The sequence below is a fragment of the Lacrimispora brassicae genome (assembly GCF_054772055.1).
The window spans coordinates 139,477-156,429 of the sequence record NZ_BRYH01000023.1 but is presented as its reverse complement, the minus strand read 5'-3'; the positions used below and the strand labels follow the sequence as shown (position 1 = coordinate 156,429).

Below are 16,953 nucleotides of genomic sequence, written 5' to 3'. Positions count from 1 at the left end.
GCTTTAAAACACGCTCAGGATATTTAAATTGAATGATAATTTTTCTGAATCATTTCCTGATCATTAATTGTAACTGCCTGGTCATAGCAAAAAAGTTCCAGGGGTTCACCGGCCAACAGGCTGAATTCCGTACGGTCATGGAACACTGCAATTTCCAGTAGTCGCTTTTTAAAATTAAGTTTAAAACGATAGCTGTTCCAATGAGTAGGAATGTAAGGGCGGAATTTAATGCTTCCCTGTTCGATGCTCATTCCGGCAAAACCATTTACAACTGACGCCCAGGCTCCGGCCATATTAGCCATATGAAGACCGTCCTGCGTATTGTTGTGAGTGTTGTCAAGGTCAAGCCTGACTGTTGCCAGGAAATAATCCTCTGCTTTTTGATAGTCACCTGCCATACAGGCGACGATTGAAAAGATTGATTCAGATAAGGATGAGTCATGAGTGATAACCTGGTTGTAATAGGTGTAATCTCTTTTGATCTGGTCCAGATCAAAACGGTGTCTTGCCAGCAATTCAATCAACAGCAGATCCGGCTGTTTCGATACCTGGTGCCTGTAAATGACCAGAGGATGATAGTGAAGAAGCAGTGGATAGTTTTCCTTTGGTGTGTTCTCAAAATCCCACATCTTTTTATCCAGAAAGGTATCATCCTGTTTGTAAATATGTAACGTTTCATCGTAAGGCAGATAAATATGTTCTCCGGCTTTTTTCCATAAGGCGGGTTCCTCTTCATCCAGCGTTATTTTTTCTTTTAACATCTCCAATTCCTGTGGATACTTCTCTTTCAGAAATGTATAAATTTCAAAGGCTGACAAGAGATTTTCAGCAGCCATCACATTTGTATAACAGTTATTATTAACCAGGGCAGTATACTCATCCGGGCCGGTTACACAATCAATGCAAAAAGAATTTCCTTTTCGCGGATTAAAATGTCCTGCACTGAGCCAGAACCTGGCTGTTTCCATTAGTAGCTCCGCACCATAATGGATTATGAATGGATCATCCTGGGTTGCCTCGAAATATCGTTTAACTGCATAAGAAACACCGCCAGTAATATGGTATTGGGCTGTACCGGCTAAAAAATAAGCCGAACATTCATATCCGTTGATTGTCCGCCAGGGGAACATGGCACCCTTATGGTTCATCAAAGCAGCGATTTCCCTGGCCTGATTAAGTTTATGATAGCGATACATTAAAATCGATTTGGCTATTTCCGGAAATGAGAAAAGAAATACTGGCATAATGTAGGTTTCTGATTCCCAGAAGTAATGTCCTTCATATCCCTCTCCTGAAAGTCCCTTGGCTGAAACACTGGTTTTTCCATCTTTTCCTGTACTTTGAAGCAGATGAAACAGGTTAAAGCGAAGCCCCTGCATGATTTCATCGGCACCGTCAATTTGAATATCAGCTTTGTCCCAGTAAGAAGCCATGTAAAGTTCCTGTTCAGCGGCTATTTTTTCAAATCCGGCTTGTGCAGTTTCAGAAAGTATCTGTTTTGTTTCTGTAAGCAGTTCATGCTCCGCCTTATCCTGATTTTCATAATAGACAAGATATTTGTTGAGCGTTACTGTTTCTGCCTGACCGGCGGCAACTGTAAACTCATCAACAAGATATCCGTCTTTGATAAAAGAATGCTTGTGGTTACAATGACTAATCTGATTTTGCATTGCAATACACAGGGAAAGACGGCTTTTTTTAGTAGTGAGCTTCAGACTGGAACGATTGTCCTGCTGCTCCAGACAGTCAATAGTAAAAGCACTCCCTTTCAGATTAGAGCCGATTCTGGGATCCTCTGTCTTTGATATATTTGTAACATTGCTGTCAATGGAAGAAATAATTTTGATCGGAAAATCACCGGACAATGGCTTGACCTTATATTGGATGGCCATTACATGCTTTCTTTTAAAGCTGATTAATCTGCTGATTTCAATTAACACTTCCCGGCCATTGTCAGAACGCCAGCAAATCTTACGGACAACTGCCCCTTTTTTAAAATCCAATCTGCGGGAATAATCCAGTACAGTGCCAGAATCCAGGGAAAACGTCTGGCCGTCAACAACTAATTGAATCATTTTTCCATTAGGCAGGTTGAGCATAGTCTGGCTTTTGTCAGCAAAGCCATAAGCAGCTTCTTCGTAATGAATATCCTGTGTTTCATAAAAGCCATTGATATATACGCCTTCCACACCGCCGGTAGCTGTTTTTTCGTGTTCCTCAAAGGTTCCTCTGGTACCAAGATAGCCGTTTCCCTGTGCGTATAACGTTTCACACAAAGGTAATCCTTTTTTGTTGTAATCGTATTCTGAAATTGCCCATGTATCTGTTTTCAACATTTTCACCTCAAGTTATTATTCTGTTTGATTTTTTCAGTCCTATATAAAAGCGGACAAAGGGGACAGCAGAGCAGTCCTCCGGTAAACTATATCGGAGCACTGCTGTTTCTAACAATAAATTCAAAATCAAATATATAGTTTTTGACAGGAACCGGTTTTTTTTCAATTAACTGGTGTAATTTATGTGCACCTTCTTCCCCCATCTGAAGCCGAGGCTGCCTGACCGTAGTTAAAGCTGGATAGCAGTATCTGGCATATTCAATATCATCAAAGCCAATGATGGAAATATCCTGAGGAACCTGGAAGCCTTTTGAAAGTGCTGTATGCAGCACACCGACTGCCATAGTATCACTGGCAGCAAAAATAGCGGTCGGACGGTTTTTCAATGCCAGCAGTTCTTTGGTAATTTCAATCCCATCATCAAATTTGAAATTGCCGATTTTAACATAATCTTCAATAACCGGCAGCCCATTTTTCTTTAGTGCCTTTTGATATCCCTTCATTCTGGGATAACCTGCATTAAGGTCGTCTGGTTTTCCGGAAATCAGCGCTATTTTTGTATGTCCGGCCTGGCATAAATAGTCCACAGCGGTACAGGCGGCCTCTTCATTATCAATATTAAGACTCACAAAGCCTTCTGCGTAAGTAGAAATCAACACAAGCGGGATCGTTAATTCTTTCAGTACCGTTTTTAGCTCCTCATTAATTGTGTTACTGACAAAAATAATGCCGTCAACTTTCTGATTGAATACCTGAAATGCCTTGATCTCTTCCCGTGAGTCTAAGTGCGTGTTGTAAATCAGAACACTGTAATTCATTGGTTCAAAGACATTCTGGATTCCAGTCACCACTTCTGCAAAAAAGCTGTTTGAAATCTCCGGAATAATAATACCAATACTATAAGTCAGGTTGGTTTTTAAGCTTCTGGCAAATAGATTAGGAATATAATTCAGCTCTTTTACTGCTTTTAAGACATCTGCCCGCATTTTATCATTAACATTGCCTGTATCATTGACAATTTTTGATGCTGTTCCCAGACTGACGCCAGCATGTTCGGCTACGTCTCTAAGGCTCACTGATTTCTTCATGTTGCCTCCCATATATAAATAGATAAAATACAATTTGTTTTTGCATATCTATCATTAAAAGATAAGTTTTACTTCTTCAAGTCCATTCATGTGAAAATACATAATTATAAGTGGCGTAAAACGTTTCATTTATAGATGTTATCATATGGATATAATAAAATCAATATATAAATATAAAAATATACAATCGGTTTTTTTTTAATAAGGATATATTGTTTATTTTTTACATTTCAATGTTGACAAATGGAAGTCTATTGATTTTGATGCTTTTACAAAGAGAAGATATTGGGCAGAAAATCTCTGGTGAGTTGTGGCGGTCATATCTTAAGTGGCATAAAAATACCCTGACAGTCAGGCAGCACTGCTCATTGTGTTATTTAAATATCAGGGGAAGGATTAACTTTTCTGTTTAAGATTCAGTTGTGTTTGCATCTGCGGATAGTTCTGGATTTTTAATCTTGGAGATATCTTCTCCCAGGTATGAGAGAAAAAATTATTGAGGGGATGAACACACCACTTGAAGAGTGTATACCGGAAGATGGGGTGGAGTGGTAATGTATTCAATTGTTTATACCAAAAAGGCAACAAATGATATACCAAAGTTAAAAGCCGCCAAATTAGAAAAAAAAGTAAAGGATTTAATTGAAATTATCAGAAACAATCCATACCAAAAGCCGCCATCTTATGAAAAGCTGCAGGGAGACCTACAGGGAGCTTTTTTCCGGAGAATTAATATAAAGCACCGACTTGTATATGAAGTGCATGAGGATACCAGAACAGTAAAGATCATCAGCCTTTGGTCACACTATGAATTTTGATAAAAAATAAATCATTGGGGTTAGATACCTCAATGATTTATTTTGCTTATGGGCTTTAGCCTGTTATACAAGAAAGTGTCTTCGACACTTTCTTGCCGGGCTGACTGAAAATCTTATCCTTATTTATAAATTATGTTATAATACAAAAATGAGAATAAACTTGGAAAAATTTACCGAATCAAGTAACAAAGCGGATTGGAAATATCCGCTTGACCAAGGGGGGAAATAGGCTTGATCAAATATTTGGTAAACAGATACCGGAGCTGGGGAATTGCAAAAAAGACATTGATCATCCTGCTTTTTGTCTCCATTGTCCCTGTCATGGTAATTGAAATCATAACCTGTGTCATTGCGGCCAACACCTTAAAAAAGCAGATGGATATTCTGGTGGAAAGCAATATGAAATTATCCCAGAAAGGGCTGGAGGATTTCTTTTCCGAATATGACAGCATTATCATGTCCATTTATACGGAAAATGAATACGCCGTAAAGTTGGAAAAGCTGAATGTGTGGGATTCCAGGAATTATTATCTGCTAAAAAAGCAGTTGGAAGATGATCTGGAAAACATCTCTTATCTTCACCCGGAGATATTGGGGATCGCGGTGGTGACCCTGAAAAAGGAATGCATCCTGTATGATTCCATCACCAACAGCACCATGGACAGCTACTGCTTTCCGGAAAAGGACAAGAGCTGGCTGAATGTGACCGATGAGACCTTTCACAATACCCGGACTGTTTATTCCGGTGTCATAAGCAGGGAAGAGGCGGGCGGAAAAAAAAGAAACATCATGTATCTGGGGCACCGGATCGCGGATATCAACAATTACAGACAGGGGACTGTTGGAAGTATTTTGATCTGCCTTGACGAGACCAACATACGGGAAACCTATTCCCAGGAAAACGAAAATGAGGTCAATGTTTCCTTCCTCTGTGATGGCGGTGGAAACATCGTTTCCAGCACCAGGGCAGACTTAATCGGAACGGGCATCTTTGATGACTGGGATGGCAGCCAAGGAGAGCTGTTTTCCCAGACGGAAGCAAAGATCCGTCAGGCTGTGGAAGCCCGTCAGATTATGAAAAGCGGGTCTTACAGCATTTACACAAAGCCTGTGCTGAAAGATCAGTTCGTGCTGGTCAGCATCCGGGATAACAAGGAGCCTTTGAAGGATTTTAAATATATCTTTGAGGTGATCATTCTCCTTACCGTATTGATCATCATTACCAGCATTCTTATTATGATCCAGTTTGCAGGCTCCTTGCAGGTTTGCGTGGAAAAGATCACCTCTGCCATGGACAGGGCTTATAAGGGGGATTATACGGTGCAGATCGAGCATACCTGGCAGGATGAGTTTGGAAAGATCGCAAAGCATTTCAACCACATGGTACAAAAGATCGACCAGTCGGGAAAGATAGAAAAGGAAGCCCTGCTTCGTGAGAAAAATGCGGAATTAAAGGCTTTGGAAGCCCAGATCAATCCTCATTTTCTCTATAATACCTTAGATGCCATCAACTGGATCGCCATAGAAAATGAACAGTTCCTCATCAGCAGGATGCTGAAAAATCTTGCCACAATCCTGCGTTACAGCATACATAAAAGCAATGGCGTGGTAAGTGTGAGAAGTGAGATAGAATATTTAAAGCAGTATATCTTTCTCCAGCAGCAAAGGTTTTCCTTTTCCTTTCACTGTATCATGGATGTGGACGAGGAGGTCCTGGATCTTAAAATGCACAAGCTTCTGTTCCAGCCTCTGATTGAGAATGCCATCATTCACGGATTTCCAGGCAATACAGGGCAGGATGTGATCACAGTTTCCATGAGAAAAAAGGGGGAAAAGCATCTGGTGATTTGCGTGGAGGATAATGGGACAGGCATGGCTGAGGGGCTGGTCAGGGAACTGAACCATTATGATTACTTAAGCAGCGCCATGGAAGGGAGCATCGGAGTGAGGAATGTGATCATGAGGATCAAATATTATTATGGGGAAGAGGGAAGTTTCCTGATCCAATCAAGTGACAGGGGAACCAAAATAACGGCAGAGATTTTATTTGAAGAATAAACAGGGGGAATGATTTAAGTATGAGAGTGGTAATTGTGGAAGACGAGCCAAACACCAGAAACGGGATCATCAAGATCATTGAAAAGTATACGCCTCATGAAGTGATTGCAGGAGAAAGTGATGGGGAGGCGGGACTTGAAAAGGTATTATCCCTGCGGCCTGACGTTGTCATAACGGATATCAACATGCCAAGGATGGATGGGCTGACCATGATCAACAGGATCAGGGAAGCGGGAGTCATGACAGCGGCTATCCTTCTTACCGGCTATTCGGAGTTTGAATATGCCCAGCGCGCCATTCAGCTTTCTGTTGCCGAATATTTGCTGAAGCCTTTGGATGTGGAGGATATCATTGAAATCCTTGGGACCGTGGAAAAAAAGATATCAAAAAACAAGGTGGAAAAGGTATCTGCGGAGCAATTGCTGTTTTCCCTTCTGACCGGAGACGGGAATGATGAAGAAATGGTTCAGAGGCAATTGGCTGAAAGGATACGGAACCAAAAAGACCAGGACATTTCCATGTTTCTGATCCAGTCGGAAAGCATACTGGAGGATACCACCAACTTAATGGCGGAAGTCCTTAAGGACAGCCTTGATGCCATATGTCTCACAGGCTTTTTCATCTTTAAGCTTCCCTATGAAAAGCAGATCCTGGTCATGATCTCAGACGGCCAGAATGCCAGGTACTTAAAGGCCATATTCAAAACCCGGATACTGAAGGAACTGAAAAAGAAGGGAGAATTTCTCATCAGCTATGGGGAACTGAAAAGTCTTTCCGGGCTTAAGGACACCTTAAGGCAGATGCAGGAATATCTTTCCTATACCTTTGTATTTCCTGACAGCCGCATCATGGACATGGAGCTGGTCAGGAACCTGTCTTTTGAAAAGGTGGAATATCCGGAGTATTTGGAGCGGGGGATAAAAAGAGACATAAAGAACGGAAATAAAGAGGGAATCAGAAAATGTGCCCGGAAATTTGAAGAGGCGGTCATTCAAAGCAGGGAAGAGCCTAAGACAGTTAAAAACCATACCGTCCGCTTTGTTATGGCTGTCTTAAATACCGCAAGGGATCTGATGAAAAACAAAGACATTGAGGCCCTTTACCAATATCTGTTAAACGATATGATGAAAACCAGCATCAGGGAGATCTTTTTAAATAACTACTGGAAGATGATGGATATGGTGGCCGATGACAGGGAAAAGAATGAATTGACCGGCAATGGCATGATTTTAAATGTAATAGAATTCATAAGGCTGAATTATGATAAGGAGATTTCCCTTTCCGATGCGGCTGATCTGGTGGGCATTACACCGGAATATTTAAGCAAGCTGTTTACCAGGGAAATGGGAATCAACTTCTGCACCTTTTTAGGGGAATTCCGTGTCAGCATTGCAAAAAAGCTTCTGGCAACCGGTAATTATAAGATCCACGAAGTGGCTGAAATGGTAGGGTATAAGGATACGAAGTATTTCAACAAGGTATTTCGTTCCATTATGGGAGTGTCCCCCTCAGACTATAGAAAGGTGTTTTGAAATTATGAACAGGACCGTACAAAGACTTCTGATCGGTTTATGGATGCTGGTTTGCCTATTGCTGGTCAGCGTAATCCTTAAGTATTACAGGGAATCCAACCAGGTGGCGGCGGCGGAGGCGAAAAGGAACCAGCTTGTGATCATGGCCGTCTGCGAGGAAGACGAAAGCGGGGAATACTTAAAAAAGCTTGTGGATGAGTATTCCCAAATGCCTGGAAATCCGGAAGTCAGGATCCAGTATGTCTCCCAATCCGGCTTTCAAAAGCAGCTATGCATTGATAAGGATCAGAATAACCTTCCCGATCTGATCATTTGCGAAAATGTCATGACGCCTGCCCTGGAATCCATGGGGATCCTAAAGGAACTGTCCGCTTATATGACAGCGGACAAAGCCTCCATGTATTTAAAGAATGCATACAGCAGCACAGTGGTAAACGGCGTCTGCTATGCAGTCCCCTTTACCAGCAACCCCTATGTGGTATTTTATAATGAGGACCATTTGAAGAAGTATGGCGCCGCCATACCCGGTGACATGGAAGGGTTTTATAAGCTGTGCAGGGAAACCAATACCCTTGGCACCTATAATTTCGGCATTGCCATGAAGAACAAAGAAGATATTACCTCCAGCTTTTTGCAGATGATCTATTCCGCCGGAGGCACTCTTCGGAGCCTGGATACGGAAAACTGCATGAAGCTGTATGAGATGCTTGGCAATATGAGGGATGAGGGCATCATGGCACAGGATGTGATCAACTGGAACCAAAAGGACCTGATGAAGGCATTTTCCAAAGGATATGTAAAAATTGCCATTGCCGAGCTAAGCTCCATGTCCATACTGGAGAATTCAGACAGAAAGTGCCGGTACAAAATCGCGGAAATCCCCTATATCCAGAAACAGACTTATTTGCTCCAGGGAGACAACATAGGGATCACGGCCACGGCGGATTGGGACGAGTCCATAAAGCTGCTGGATTACCTTACCTCCAGGGAGGTCATTAAAAGCTATTACGAAAACACCTGCTGTCTATCTGTGAGGACAGATTTAACCGTGAATCCCGGACTGGAAAAAGGCCTTACGGATGAGTTCGTGGAACGGGAGAGGAATCAGAGCATTTTAAAAAATGCCTATTCCACATGGTTTATTATATCAGATGGGATTGCAGGGAACTTAACGGATTTTTTCGGAGACAAGACCATGACACCGGAGGAGGTTGCCAAAAGGCTTCAGGGGGACATCCGAAACGCCATTATGGAAAGGTAGTTGGAGAGGTTAAAATTATACCCCTTTTCTAAAATTTTGGAATACTCTGGGAAACCGGCTTATGCTATCATTTGCTTAAGAAATATAAATATTTTACAGGTATACCTTTATTCCCGGGAAACCTGGGAAGCAAATAGGAGATGGGAGGGTTTTATGAAGAAAGTGAAGAAACTTGCAGCAGCGGCGCTTGCGTCGGCCATGGCTCTTTCTTTGGCGGCATGCCAGGGGGCCGGGACAAAGGCGGAAACAACGGCTTCTGGGAAGACGGAAGCTGCCTCCGGGGAAACCGGAAAAACAACAGATACCCAGGGGGCTGGGGGGAAGGCGAAAATTTCCATTACCTTCCGGGATGGGGGAAGCGATACCCTGAAGAACTGGTTTGAGAACGCATATGAAACTTACGACAAAAAAGATTCCATTGAACTTGACATTGCCCCCATTACAGCCTCAGAAGGAGATTATTTTGCAAAGGTAGCTCTGGCGCTCCAATCGGCGGATACGGCTCCTGACATTGTCTGCGAGGATACGTTCCAGCTTCCCTCCGACGTGGCAGCCGGTTATCTTACGGACCTTTCCACCTACTTAAAGGATTACAAGGAATGGAATGACGGAACCTTTTACGGGCCTTTGGTGGAGGGTGTTACATACGCGGACGGAAGTGCTTACGGAATCCCCTATTGCACCGATACCCGGGGGTTATGGTACAACAAGGAGGTATTTCAGGCAGCCGGTCTGGATACGGAGTGGCAGCCGAAAACATGGCAGGAGGTTTTGGATACCTGCAAGGTCATCAAGGAGAAATGTCCTGATGTGGTGCCTTTCTGGTGTAATTCAGGGGTAGCCACCGGGGAAGCCACTTCCATGCAGACCTATGAAATGCTTCTTTACGGGACAGGAGAGCAGCTCTTGGATGAAAATGATAAATGGATCGTATCCAGCGAAAATATTTTAAAGTCCTTAAACTTTATCAGTACCATCTATGAGGATGGATACGGGCCATCCCTGTCCAAGGTATTAAACGGAGAAGCAGGAAACATTGCTTCCAGAGAATACTTACCAGGGGGCAAGCTTGCCATCTCCTTAGACGGATACTGGATGACCGGAAACTACAAGGATACAGGGGCGGCTCCATGGCCGGAATATAAGGATAAACTGGGCATTGCAGCCATGCCCACCTTTGAGGGACAGAAACCGGGAAGCATTACCATGTCAGGCGGATGGGCCTTATCCATTCCCCAGCTCTCTGATCAAAAGGATGCTGCCATGGACTTTATCAAGCACTGCATGAGCTATGATGTGTACTTAGATACCATCATTGCCCAGGGAAATATTGCGACCAGGACCGATATTGCGAAAGATCCCACCTACTCCTCCCAGCCATTTATGGAAAAGTGCACCGGCTTCCTGTCAGGAGCCTTTTACAGGCCAAGAAACAGCCAGTATTCAACGGTCACCACACACATCCAGACCATGGTAGAATCGGTTGTGTCAGGAAACAGCCCGGAGGATGCAATGGCACAGTATAAATCAGACGTGACCAACAGCGTTGGCGCAGAAAATACTGTGGAAAAATAAACGTTCAGGATTTGAAGGGGAGGGCAAACGTGCAACAGCAAAGCACCTGGCCCTCCCTGTTTCTATCCAAAAGGAGGAAGCCCCTTACAGGGATACCTATATGCCCAGAAAAACAGGGCAGAAAAGAGGAAACCCCTTACAGGGATACCTATATGCCCAGAAAAACAGGGCAGAAAAGAGGAAAGTATGAATAAAAAAAGCAGCAGGCTGTATGTGGAAGCGAGAAAATCCGTTCTGATCCTGCCATCTATGGTCCTTCTGCTGGTGTTTTTTGTGACGCCCATATTGCTGACCGTTTATTACTCCTTCACAAACCTGGCTCTGTCAGGGGAGAATGCGAAGCAGCTTAAATTTATCGGACTGTCCAATTATGCCAGCATGTTCAAGGACCGCACTGTGCGCATCAGCATTGCCAATACCCTGGTTTTTCTTCTTGGAAGCCTGATCGGGCAGCAGGTGCTTGGTTTTTTCATTGCCCTTAATATGAAGAACAGAAACAGGATCTTCCGGGGGATTGTTGGCCCTATTTTTCTGGCAGGCTGGATCATGCCGGAGGTGGTGGTGGCCTTATGCTGCAGCACCTTTTTCGGAGACGAAGGAACCTTAAACCAGATCTTTTCCTTTTTCCATCTTCCCACTGTGGAATTCTTGTTTGCCATTCCCATGGCAACGGTCATTTTAGCAAATATATGGCATGGAACCGCATTTTCCATGATGAATTTTCAGTCGGCCTTAGATGGAGTCCCGGCGGATATTGAGGAAGCAGCCAGGGTGGATGGGGCAGGCCCTTTCCAGACCATGATCCAAATCATCCTTCCCTGCATCAAAAACACCATAGCAACAAATACCATGCTGAATACCCTTTCCACTCTTGGAGTATTCGGTCTGATCTATATGATGACAGGCGGTGGGCCTGGAACAAAAACCCTGACCCTTCCCATCTTCATGTACCGGCAGGCGTTTATTTCCCAGCAGTTGGGATACGGCACGGCTATTTCCATGATCCTTCTTGTGATCGGGATCGTGCTCAGCGTTTTTTATACAAGAGTCATGAGAAAGGATTAAAGGAGGTGCTTCATGTATTGGAAATTCAGAAAAACGGTGCCCTATGGGGTGCTGACCATACTTGCTATTGTTTTTGTCCTTCCCCTGCTTTGGATCCTGCTTGCCTCCTTTGACGGCAACGCCTCCCAGGCGGTAAAGCTGCCTGCCCAGTGGACCCTTGACAATTACAGGGAAATCCTGTCCAGCCGGACCAACCAGCGGGCCTTTGCCAATGGTTTGCTTATTTCCTTTGGACAGTCGCTTCTGGTGGTGTTCCTTGCAGGACTGGCAGCCTATCCCTTATCAAGATATGAACTTCGTTATAAAAACCTGTTTTTATATACCATTTTATTTATGACCTCTCTTCCCATTACGGCGGTCATGGTTCCGGTGTATAAGATGTTTTTGACCATCGGCCTGTATGACAAGACCCTGGGGCTTATTTTGTTTCTGACGGCAACTTCCATGCCTTACGGAATCTGGCTTATGAAAAACTTTATGGACAATGTCCCCATTGAGCTGGAAGAGGCGGCCTGGGTAGACGGCGCTTCCACCCTGGACAGCATCCGGAAAATCATTGCGCCCTTAATGTTTCCGGGGATTTGTGTGGTATTCATCTTTACCTTTTCAGGGAGCTGGGGCAACTTTTTCATACCCTATATCCTGTTGCAGACTCTAAATAAATTACCGGCATCAGTTACCCTATACCAATTTTTTGGCCAGCATGGTATGATAATATACGGACAGTTGGCCGCTTACTCTGCTGTCTATGCCATTCCATCCATATTACTTTATATTTTGTCGCAAAACTATATGTCAAAGGGCTTTAATATGGCCGGTGCAGCCAAAGGCTGATGCAAAAGGAGGAGATTACAATGATACTGATCAAAGAACGGATTGGAAAATTGGTGGAGGATTTAAAAGGCCTGATCTATTCCAAAGAAGTGCCAATTCCCAGGTACCGGATGATAAAATCCGGAGAACGCTTTTTAGATGTTCAGGACCTTCCTGACGGTGAATGGGAGGAGATTACCAATGCAGAACTGTGGGGCGGCCACAGGGAATATTTCTGGTTTGAAACAGTCATTACCATTCCTGAGGAGTTTAAAGATCAATGTGTGGTATATGAGTGCAAAACAGGAAGAGAAGGGCTGTGGGATGCCACCAATCCCCAGTTTACCATTTACGTCAATGGTGTGAGAAGACAGGGGCTTGACGTCAACCACAGGGAAGTTTTACTGACGGAAAAAGCGGAGGCAGGAGAGACGTTCCGGATGGTTTTATCTGCGTTTACTGGGGATCAGAATTTCAAACTTGTTATGGATTCCAGGATCAAGGTGCTGGACCGGGAAACAGAGCAGTATTATTACGATATTTCCGTTCCCTATGAGGTGGCCAGACTCCTTCCTGACAGTGACAGCGCCTATATCAATATCATTCAGGCGGTCAATGAATCATTAAACTTACTGGATTTAAGAAAGGAATATTCCGGAGCGTATTATGAAAGCCTGAAAAAGGCCAGGGAATACATGAAGGAAGAATTCTATGACAAATATTGCGGTAACAGGGGAGAAACGGTTTACTGTGTAGGCCATACCCATATTGATGTTGCCTGGCTGTGGACTCTTGCGGTCACAGAGGATAAGGCGGTGAGAAGCTTTTCCACGGTGCTGGAGCTGATGAAGCAGTACCCGGAATACCTTTTCATGTCAAGCCAGCCCCAGCTTTACAAATATGTAAAAAAACATGCTCCTGAGATGTACGAAGAGATCCGGCAGCGGGTTGCAGAAGGAAGATGGGAGACAGAGGGGGGAATGTTTGTAGAAGCAGACTGTAATTTATCCTCCGGCGAGTCCCTGATCCGCCAGTTCCTTCACGGCAAAGAGTTTTTCCGGGAAGAGTTTGGAAAGGACAATGAGATCCTGTGGCTTCCTGATGTTTTCGGATATTCCGCCGCACTTCCCCAGATCATGAAAAAATGCGGCATCAAATATTTTATGACAACGAAAATCAGTTGGAATGAATTCAATAAAATGCCCTATGACACCTTTGAATGGGAGGGAATTGACGGAACCAGGATTCTGACCCATTTCAGCCCAAGCCGTGATTATAATAAGGCGGCTGAGGAGGGGGGAACAGAAACCGAGCATTTTACCACCTATAACGCATACATAAATCCCTCTCAGGTAAAAGGGGCCTGGGCCAGATACAGCCAGAAGTATTTAAACGATGAGGTTTTAATGTCCTTTGGCTATGGAGACGGCGGCGGCGGCCCGACCAAAGACATGCTTGAGAACCAGCGGAGACTTGAAAAGGGCATTCCAGGCTGTCCAAGGACCGTAATGACCACATCAAAATCATTTTTTGAAAAGCTGGATCAGGAAGTGAGAGGGAAAAAGTATCTGCCCTCCTGGGTGGGAGAATTATACCTGGAGTACCACAGGGGCACCTATACCTCCATGGCAAGGAACAAGAAATTCAACCGGAAGTCAGAATTTCTGTTTGAAAATGCCGAGTTTTACGGAATGCTTGACGGGATATTAAACCAGAATCCTTATCCCAGAGAGGAGATCCAGGAAGCCTGGGAAGTGATCTTAAGAAACCAGTTTCATGATATCCTTCCGGGATCCTCTATTAAAGAGGTGTATGAGGATTCCAGAGAGGAATACGAAGCAATCGGAAAGACCGGAGGGGAACTGGTAAAAATGGCCCTTTCTAATATTGCTGAACATGTGGATGCCCGTAAGAATGATCTGGTGGTGTTTAATCCCAACAGCTTTGAAGGAGAGGAAGCGGTAGCTTTTCAGGCTCCGGAGCCTATGGAAAACCTGGCGGTAATGGATGGGGAGTTTATGCTGCCTGCCCAAAAGACTGAGAACGGCTCCTGGCTGTTTTGTCCTTCCAAAGTTCCTTCCAAGGGCTACAAGACCTTTGAATTGAGGGAGGGAACCTGTGACACCGGTTTAAGGGCGGATGAAAGACATCTGGAAAATGAATACGTCCGTGTGACCTTTCATGAGAATGGACAGATTTCTTCAATTTATGATAAGGGAAGTCAACGGGAAGTGCTTCAGGAAAACAGGTATGCCAATGTGCTTATGACCTATGAGGACCGGCCCCACAACTATGACGCCTGGGATGTGAACAATTATTATGTAGAAAAATCCTGGGAAATCACCCAAGTAAGCAGCATGGAGCTTGTGGAAAACGGCCCGGTCCGCGCGACAATATGTGTAAAGAGAGAATACCTGGATTCTTCCATTGAACAGTATATTTCACTATTGTATAACAGCCCTGAAATCATCATAAGAAATGAAATCGACTGGAAGGAAAACCATATCTTCCTAAAGTCCATATTCCCGGTTGATATCCATACGGATGAAGCCACCTTTGAGATCCAGTATGGAAATGTAAAGCGGAAAACCCATTACAACACCATGTGGGATTATGCTAAATTCGAGGTATGCATGCATAAGTGGATCGATGTTTCCGAGGATGATTACGGAGTCAGTATGATGAATGACTGCAAATACGGCTGTCACGTCCATAACGGTGAAATGGGAATTTCCATGTTAAAGTCGGCAACCTATCCAAACCCGGATGCAGACAAGGAACATCACAGCTTCGTATTTTCCATCTATCCCCATAAGGGTGACTGGAAAAAGGCAAAAACAATACAAAAGGCTTATTCCATGAATAACCCAATGACAGCCCTTGTAAAAGAAAAGGCTGGAGGGACGCTTCCCGGGGAATATTCCCTGGTAAAGGCGGATGCCGACAATGTTGTCATTGAGGTTGTGAAGCAGTCCCAGAAAGGGAACGAACTGATCCTTCGCTTTTATGAGACAAATAACAAACGGACCAGAGGGAATATGACCTTTGGCATGGACGTTCAGAGAATTGTGGAATGCAATATGCTGGAAGAGGATGAGGCAGAAGCAGAAGTAAACTGCCAGGATAGAAGGGCTTCATTTCTGATTCACCCTTATGAAATCAAAACCTGGAAAGTTACGTTCCGGTAAGGTGAGGCAGAAAGGATCATGTCCTGTTTGGTCCATATATCATTTTTATTATACAATGTTTCCACAGAATTCATTATTAAGGCTGGAGCAGCAGACTTTTTCAAGTCTCTGCTTCGGCCTTTTTCAGTATTTCCACAGGTCGTTTATGAGGCAGTAAAAAATTCAGACTGGAGTTAGTGAGCCCCTGGGGGAGCTGCAGGGGAAAAGACACTGAATTGTCTGATGGGTATGTAAAAAATAGAAAAAACAATGTTTGTGTTTGCAGTTTACGTCAAATGTGATACAATGATTGTATGACATCATGAAATGTATACAAAGGATGAATATGAAGAAGAGGGAGTGAAGATGATGGAAGAGGTTTCAAGGATTCCTATTGTGCAGCAGGTTGTAAACAGCATGAAGGAATTTATTGCAGCAGACGGAATAGATGTGGGACAAAAATTACCTACGGAAAAAGAATGGTGTGAGAAGCTGACGGTGGGCCGCGGTACAGTCAGAGAAGCTTTCCGCATTTTAGAGGCCCGGGGATTAGTGGAGATCAAACCTGGACGGGGAGCATTTCTGGTCAGTAAAAAAGAACTGGGGCAGGAAGAACTGGCGGAATGGTTCCTTAAAAATGAAGTGGAATTAAAGGATTATATTGAGGTCCGAAGTGCTGTGGAACCCTTATGTGCCCGGATCGTAGCAAAGCGGGCCACCGATGCGGAGCTTGAACAGATTGAGCGGATCCATTTCCGGTTTATCCGTGCAGTAAAGGAAGAGGACATTGCCGGAATGGCAAAATATGATGAGAAGCTGCACCGGCAGATCGTGGAAGCCAGCAAAAATAAGATGCTGATTTTTATGAGCAGAAAGATCGACGAGTGCATCCGGGATTTCCGCCTGAAGACATTCCAGGTACCCCAGAATGCCCAGAACGCCATCAGAGCCCACCGTAATATTGTAGAAGCTTTAAAAGCCCGGGACGAAGAGGTGTCGGAGCTTTATGCAAAGAGACATATTTCTTTGATCAACACGGATTTGAATGTTATCATTAAGCGGTAAGCAATAGAAAGAGCAGCGCAGAACGAGAAGAAAGAGATCGTTCTGCGCTGCTCTTTTTGACTCAAAAAGGAAGGTTATAATACAATCTCAGTGGGAGAGTGTATGACAGTCTTTTGTTAGTTTTGCATAATTTTAAAAATCCTATTGACAAAATTCGATAAAAAATGTATTATTT

11 protein-coding genes are annotated in these 16,953 nt (G+C 43.9%); 9 read left to right on the top strand and 2 right to left on the bottom strand.

Annotated features, from left to right (window positions below; genetic code table 11):
• Nucleotides 1-23: 23 nt before the first annotated feature.
• Nucleotides 24-2,336, bottom strand: a complete 2,313-nt coding sequence (locus ACYVD3_RS11030; protein ID WP_460642565.1) for a glycoside hydrolase family 65 protein — start codon at nucleotides 2,334-2,336, stop codon at nucleotides 24-26.
• A gap of 86 nt (nucleotides 2,337-2,422) precedes the next feature.
• A complete protein-coding gene (locus ACYVD3_RS11025) occupies nucleotides 2,423-3,424 on the bottom strand; it encodes a LacI family DNA-binding transcriptional regulator (protein WP_460642564.1) in 1,002 nt (333 codons plus the stop codon).
• Nucleotides 3,425-3,978: 554 nt separating this feature from the next.
• Here ACYVD3_RS11025 and ACYVD3_RS11020 point away from each other — a divergent pair.
• The 9 genes from ACYVD3_RS11020 (at nucleotide 3,979) to ACYVD3_RS10980 (ending at nucleotide 16,778) form a co-directional block, all read left to right on the top strand.
• On the top strand, nucleotides 3,979-4,242 hold the full coding sequence (locus ACYVD3_RS11020; protein ID WP_460642563.1) for a Txe/YoeB family addiction module toxin: 264 nt from the start codon (nucleotides 3,979-3,981) through the stop codon (nucleotides 4,240-4,242).
• Nucleotides 4,243-4,473: 231 nt separating this feature from the next.
• Nucleotides 4,474-6,300, top strand: a complete 1,827-nt coding sequence (locus ACYVD3_RS11015) for a sensor histidine kinase (protein ID WP_460642562.1) — start codon at nucleotides 4,474-4,476, stop codon at nucleotides 6,298-6,300.
• A gap of 20 nt (nucleotides 6,301-6,320) precedes the next feature.
• On the top strand, nucleotides 6,321-7,832 hold the full coding sequence (locus tag ACYVD3_RS11010) for a response regulator transcription factor (protein ID WP_460642561.1): 1,512 nt from the start codon (nucleotides 6,321-6,323) through the stop codon (nucleotides 7,830-7,832).
• A 4-nt stretch (nucleotides 7,833-7,836) separates the two neighbouring features.
• Nucleotides 7,837-9,093 (top strand): ABC transporter substrate-binding protein, encoded by a 1,257-nt coding sequence (locus ACYVD3_RS11005; protein WP_460642560.1) that lies wholly within the window; start codon nucleotides 7,837-7,839, stop codon nucleotides 9,091-9,093.
• 153 nt (nucleotides 9,094-9,246) lie between these two features.
• Nucleotides 9,247-10,668, top strand: coding sequence for an extracellular solute-binding protein (locus ACYVD3_RS11000; RefSeq protein WP_460642559.1), 1,422 nt, complete (start codon nucleotides 9,247-9,249; stop codon nucleotides 10,666-10,668).
• A 186-nt stretch (nucleotides 10,669-10,854) separates the two neighbouring features.
• Nucleotides 10,855-11,733 carry a carbohydrate ABC transporter permease gene (locus ACYVD3_RS10995; protein WP_460642558.1) on the top strand — a complete coding sequence of 293 codons (879 nt, stop codon included), beginning with the start codon at nucleotides 10,855-10,857 and terminating at the stop codon, nucleotides 11,731-11,733.
• Nucleotides 11,734-11,745: 12 nt separating this feature from the next.
• The gene (locus tag ACYVD3_RS10990) at nucleotides 11,746-12,567 is read left to right on the top strand and encodes a carbohydrate ABC transporter permease (RefSeq protein ID WP_460642557.1); all 822 of its coding nucleotides are present in this window, start codon (nucleotides 11,746-11,748) and stop codon (nucleotides 12,565-12,567) included.
• A 20-nt stretch (nucleotides 12,568-12,587) separates the two neighbouring features.
• Nucleotides 12,588-15,734 (top strand): alpha-mannosidase, encoded by a 3,147-nt coding sequence (locus tag ACYVD3_RS10985; protein ID WP_460642556.1) that lies wholly within the window; start codon nucleotides 12,588-12,590, stop codon nucleotides 15,732-15,734.
• A gap of 306 nt (nucleotides 15,735-16,040) precedes the next feature.
• On the top strand, nucleotides 16,041-16,778 hold the full coding sequence (locus ACYVD3_RS10980; protein ID WP_460642555.1) for a FadR/GntR family transcriptional regulator: 738 nt from the start codon (nucleotides 16,041-16,043) through the stop codon (nucleotides 16,776-16,778).
• Nucleotides 16,779-16,953 lie beyond the last annotated feature (175 nt).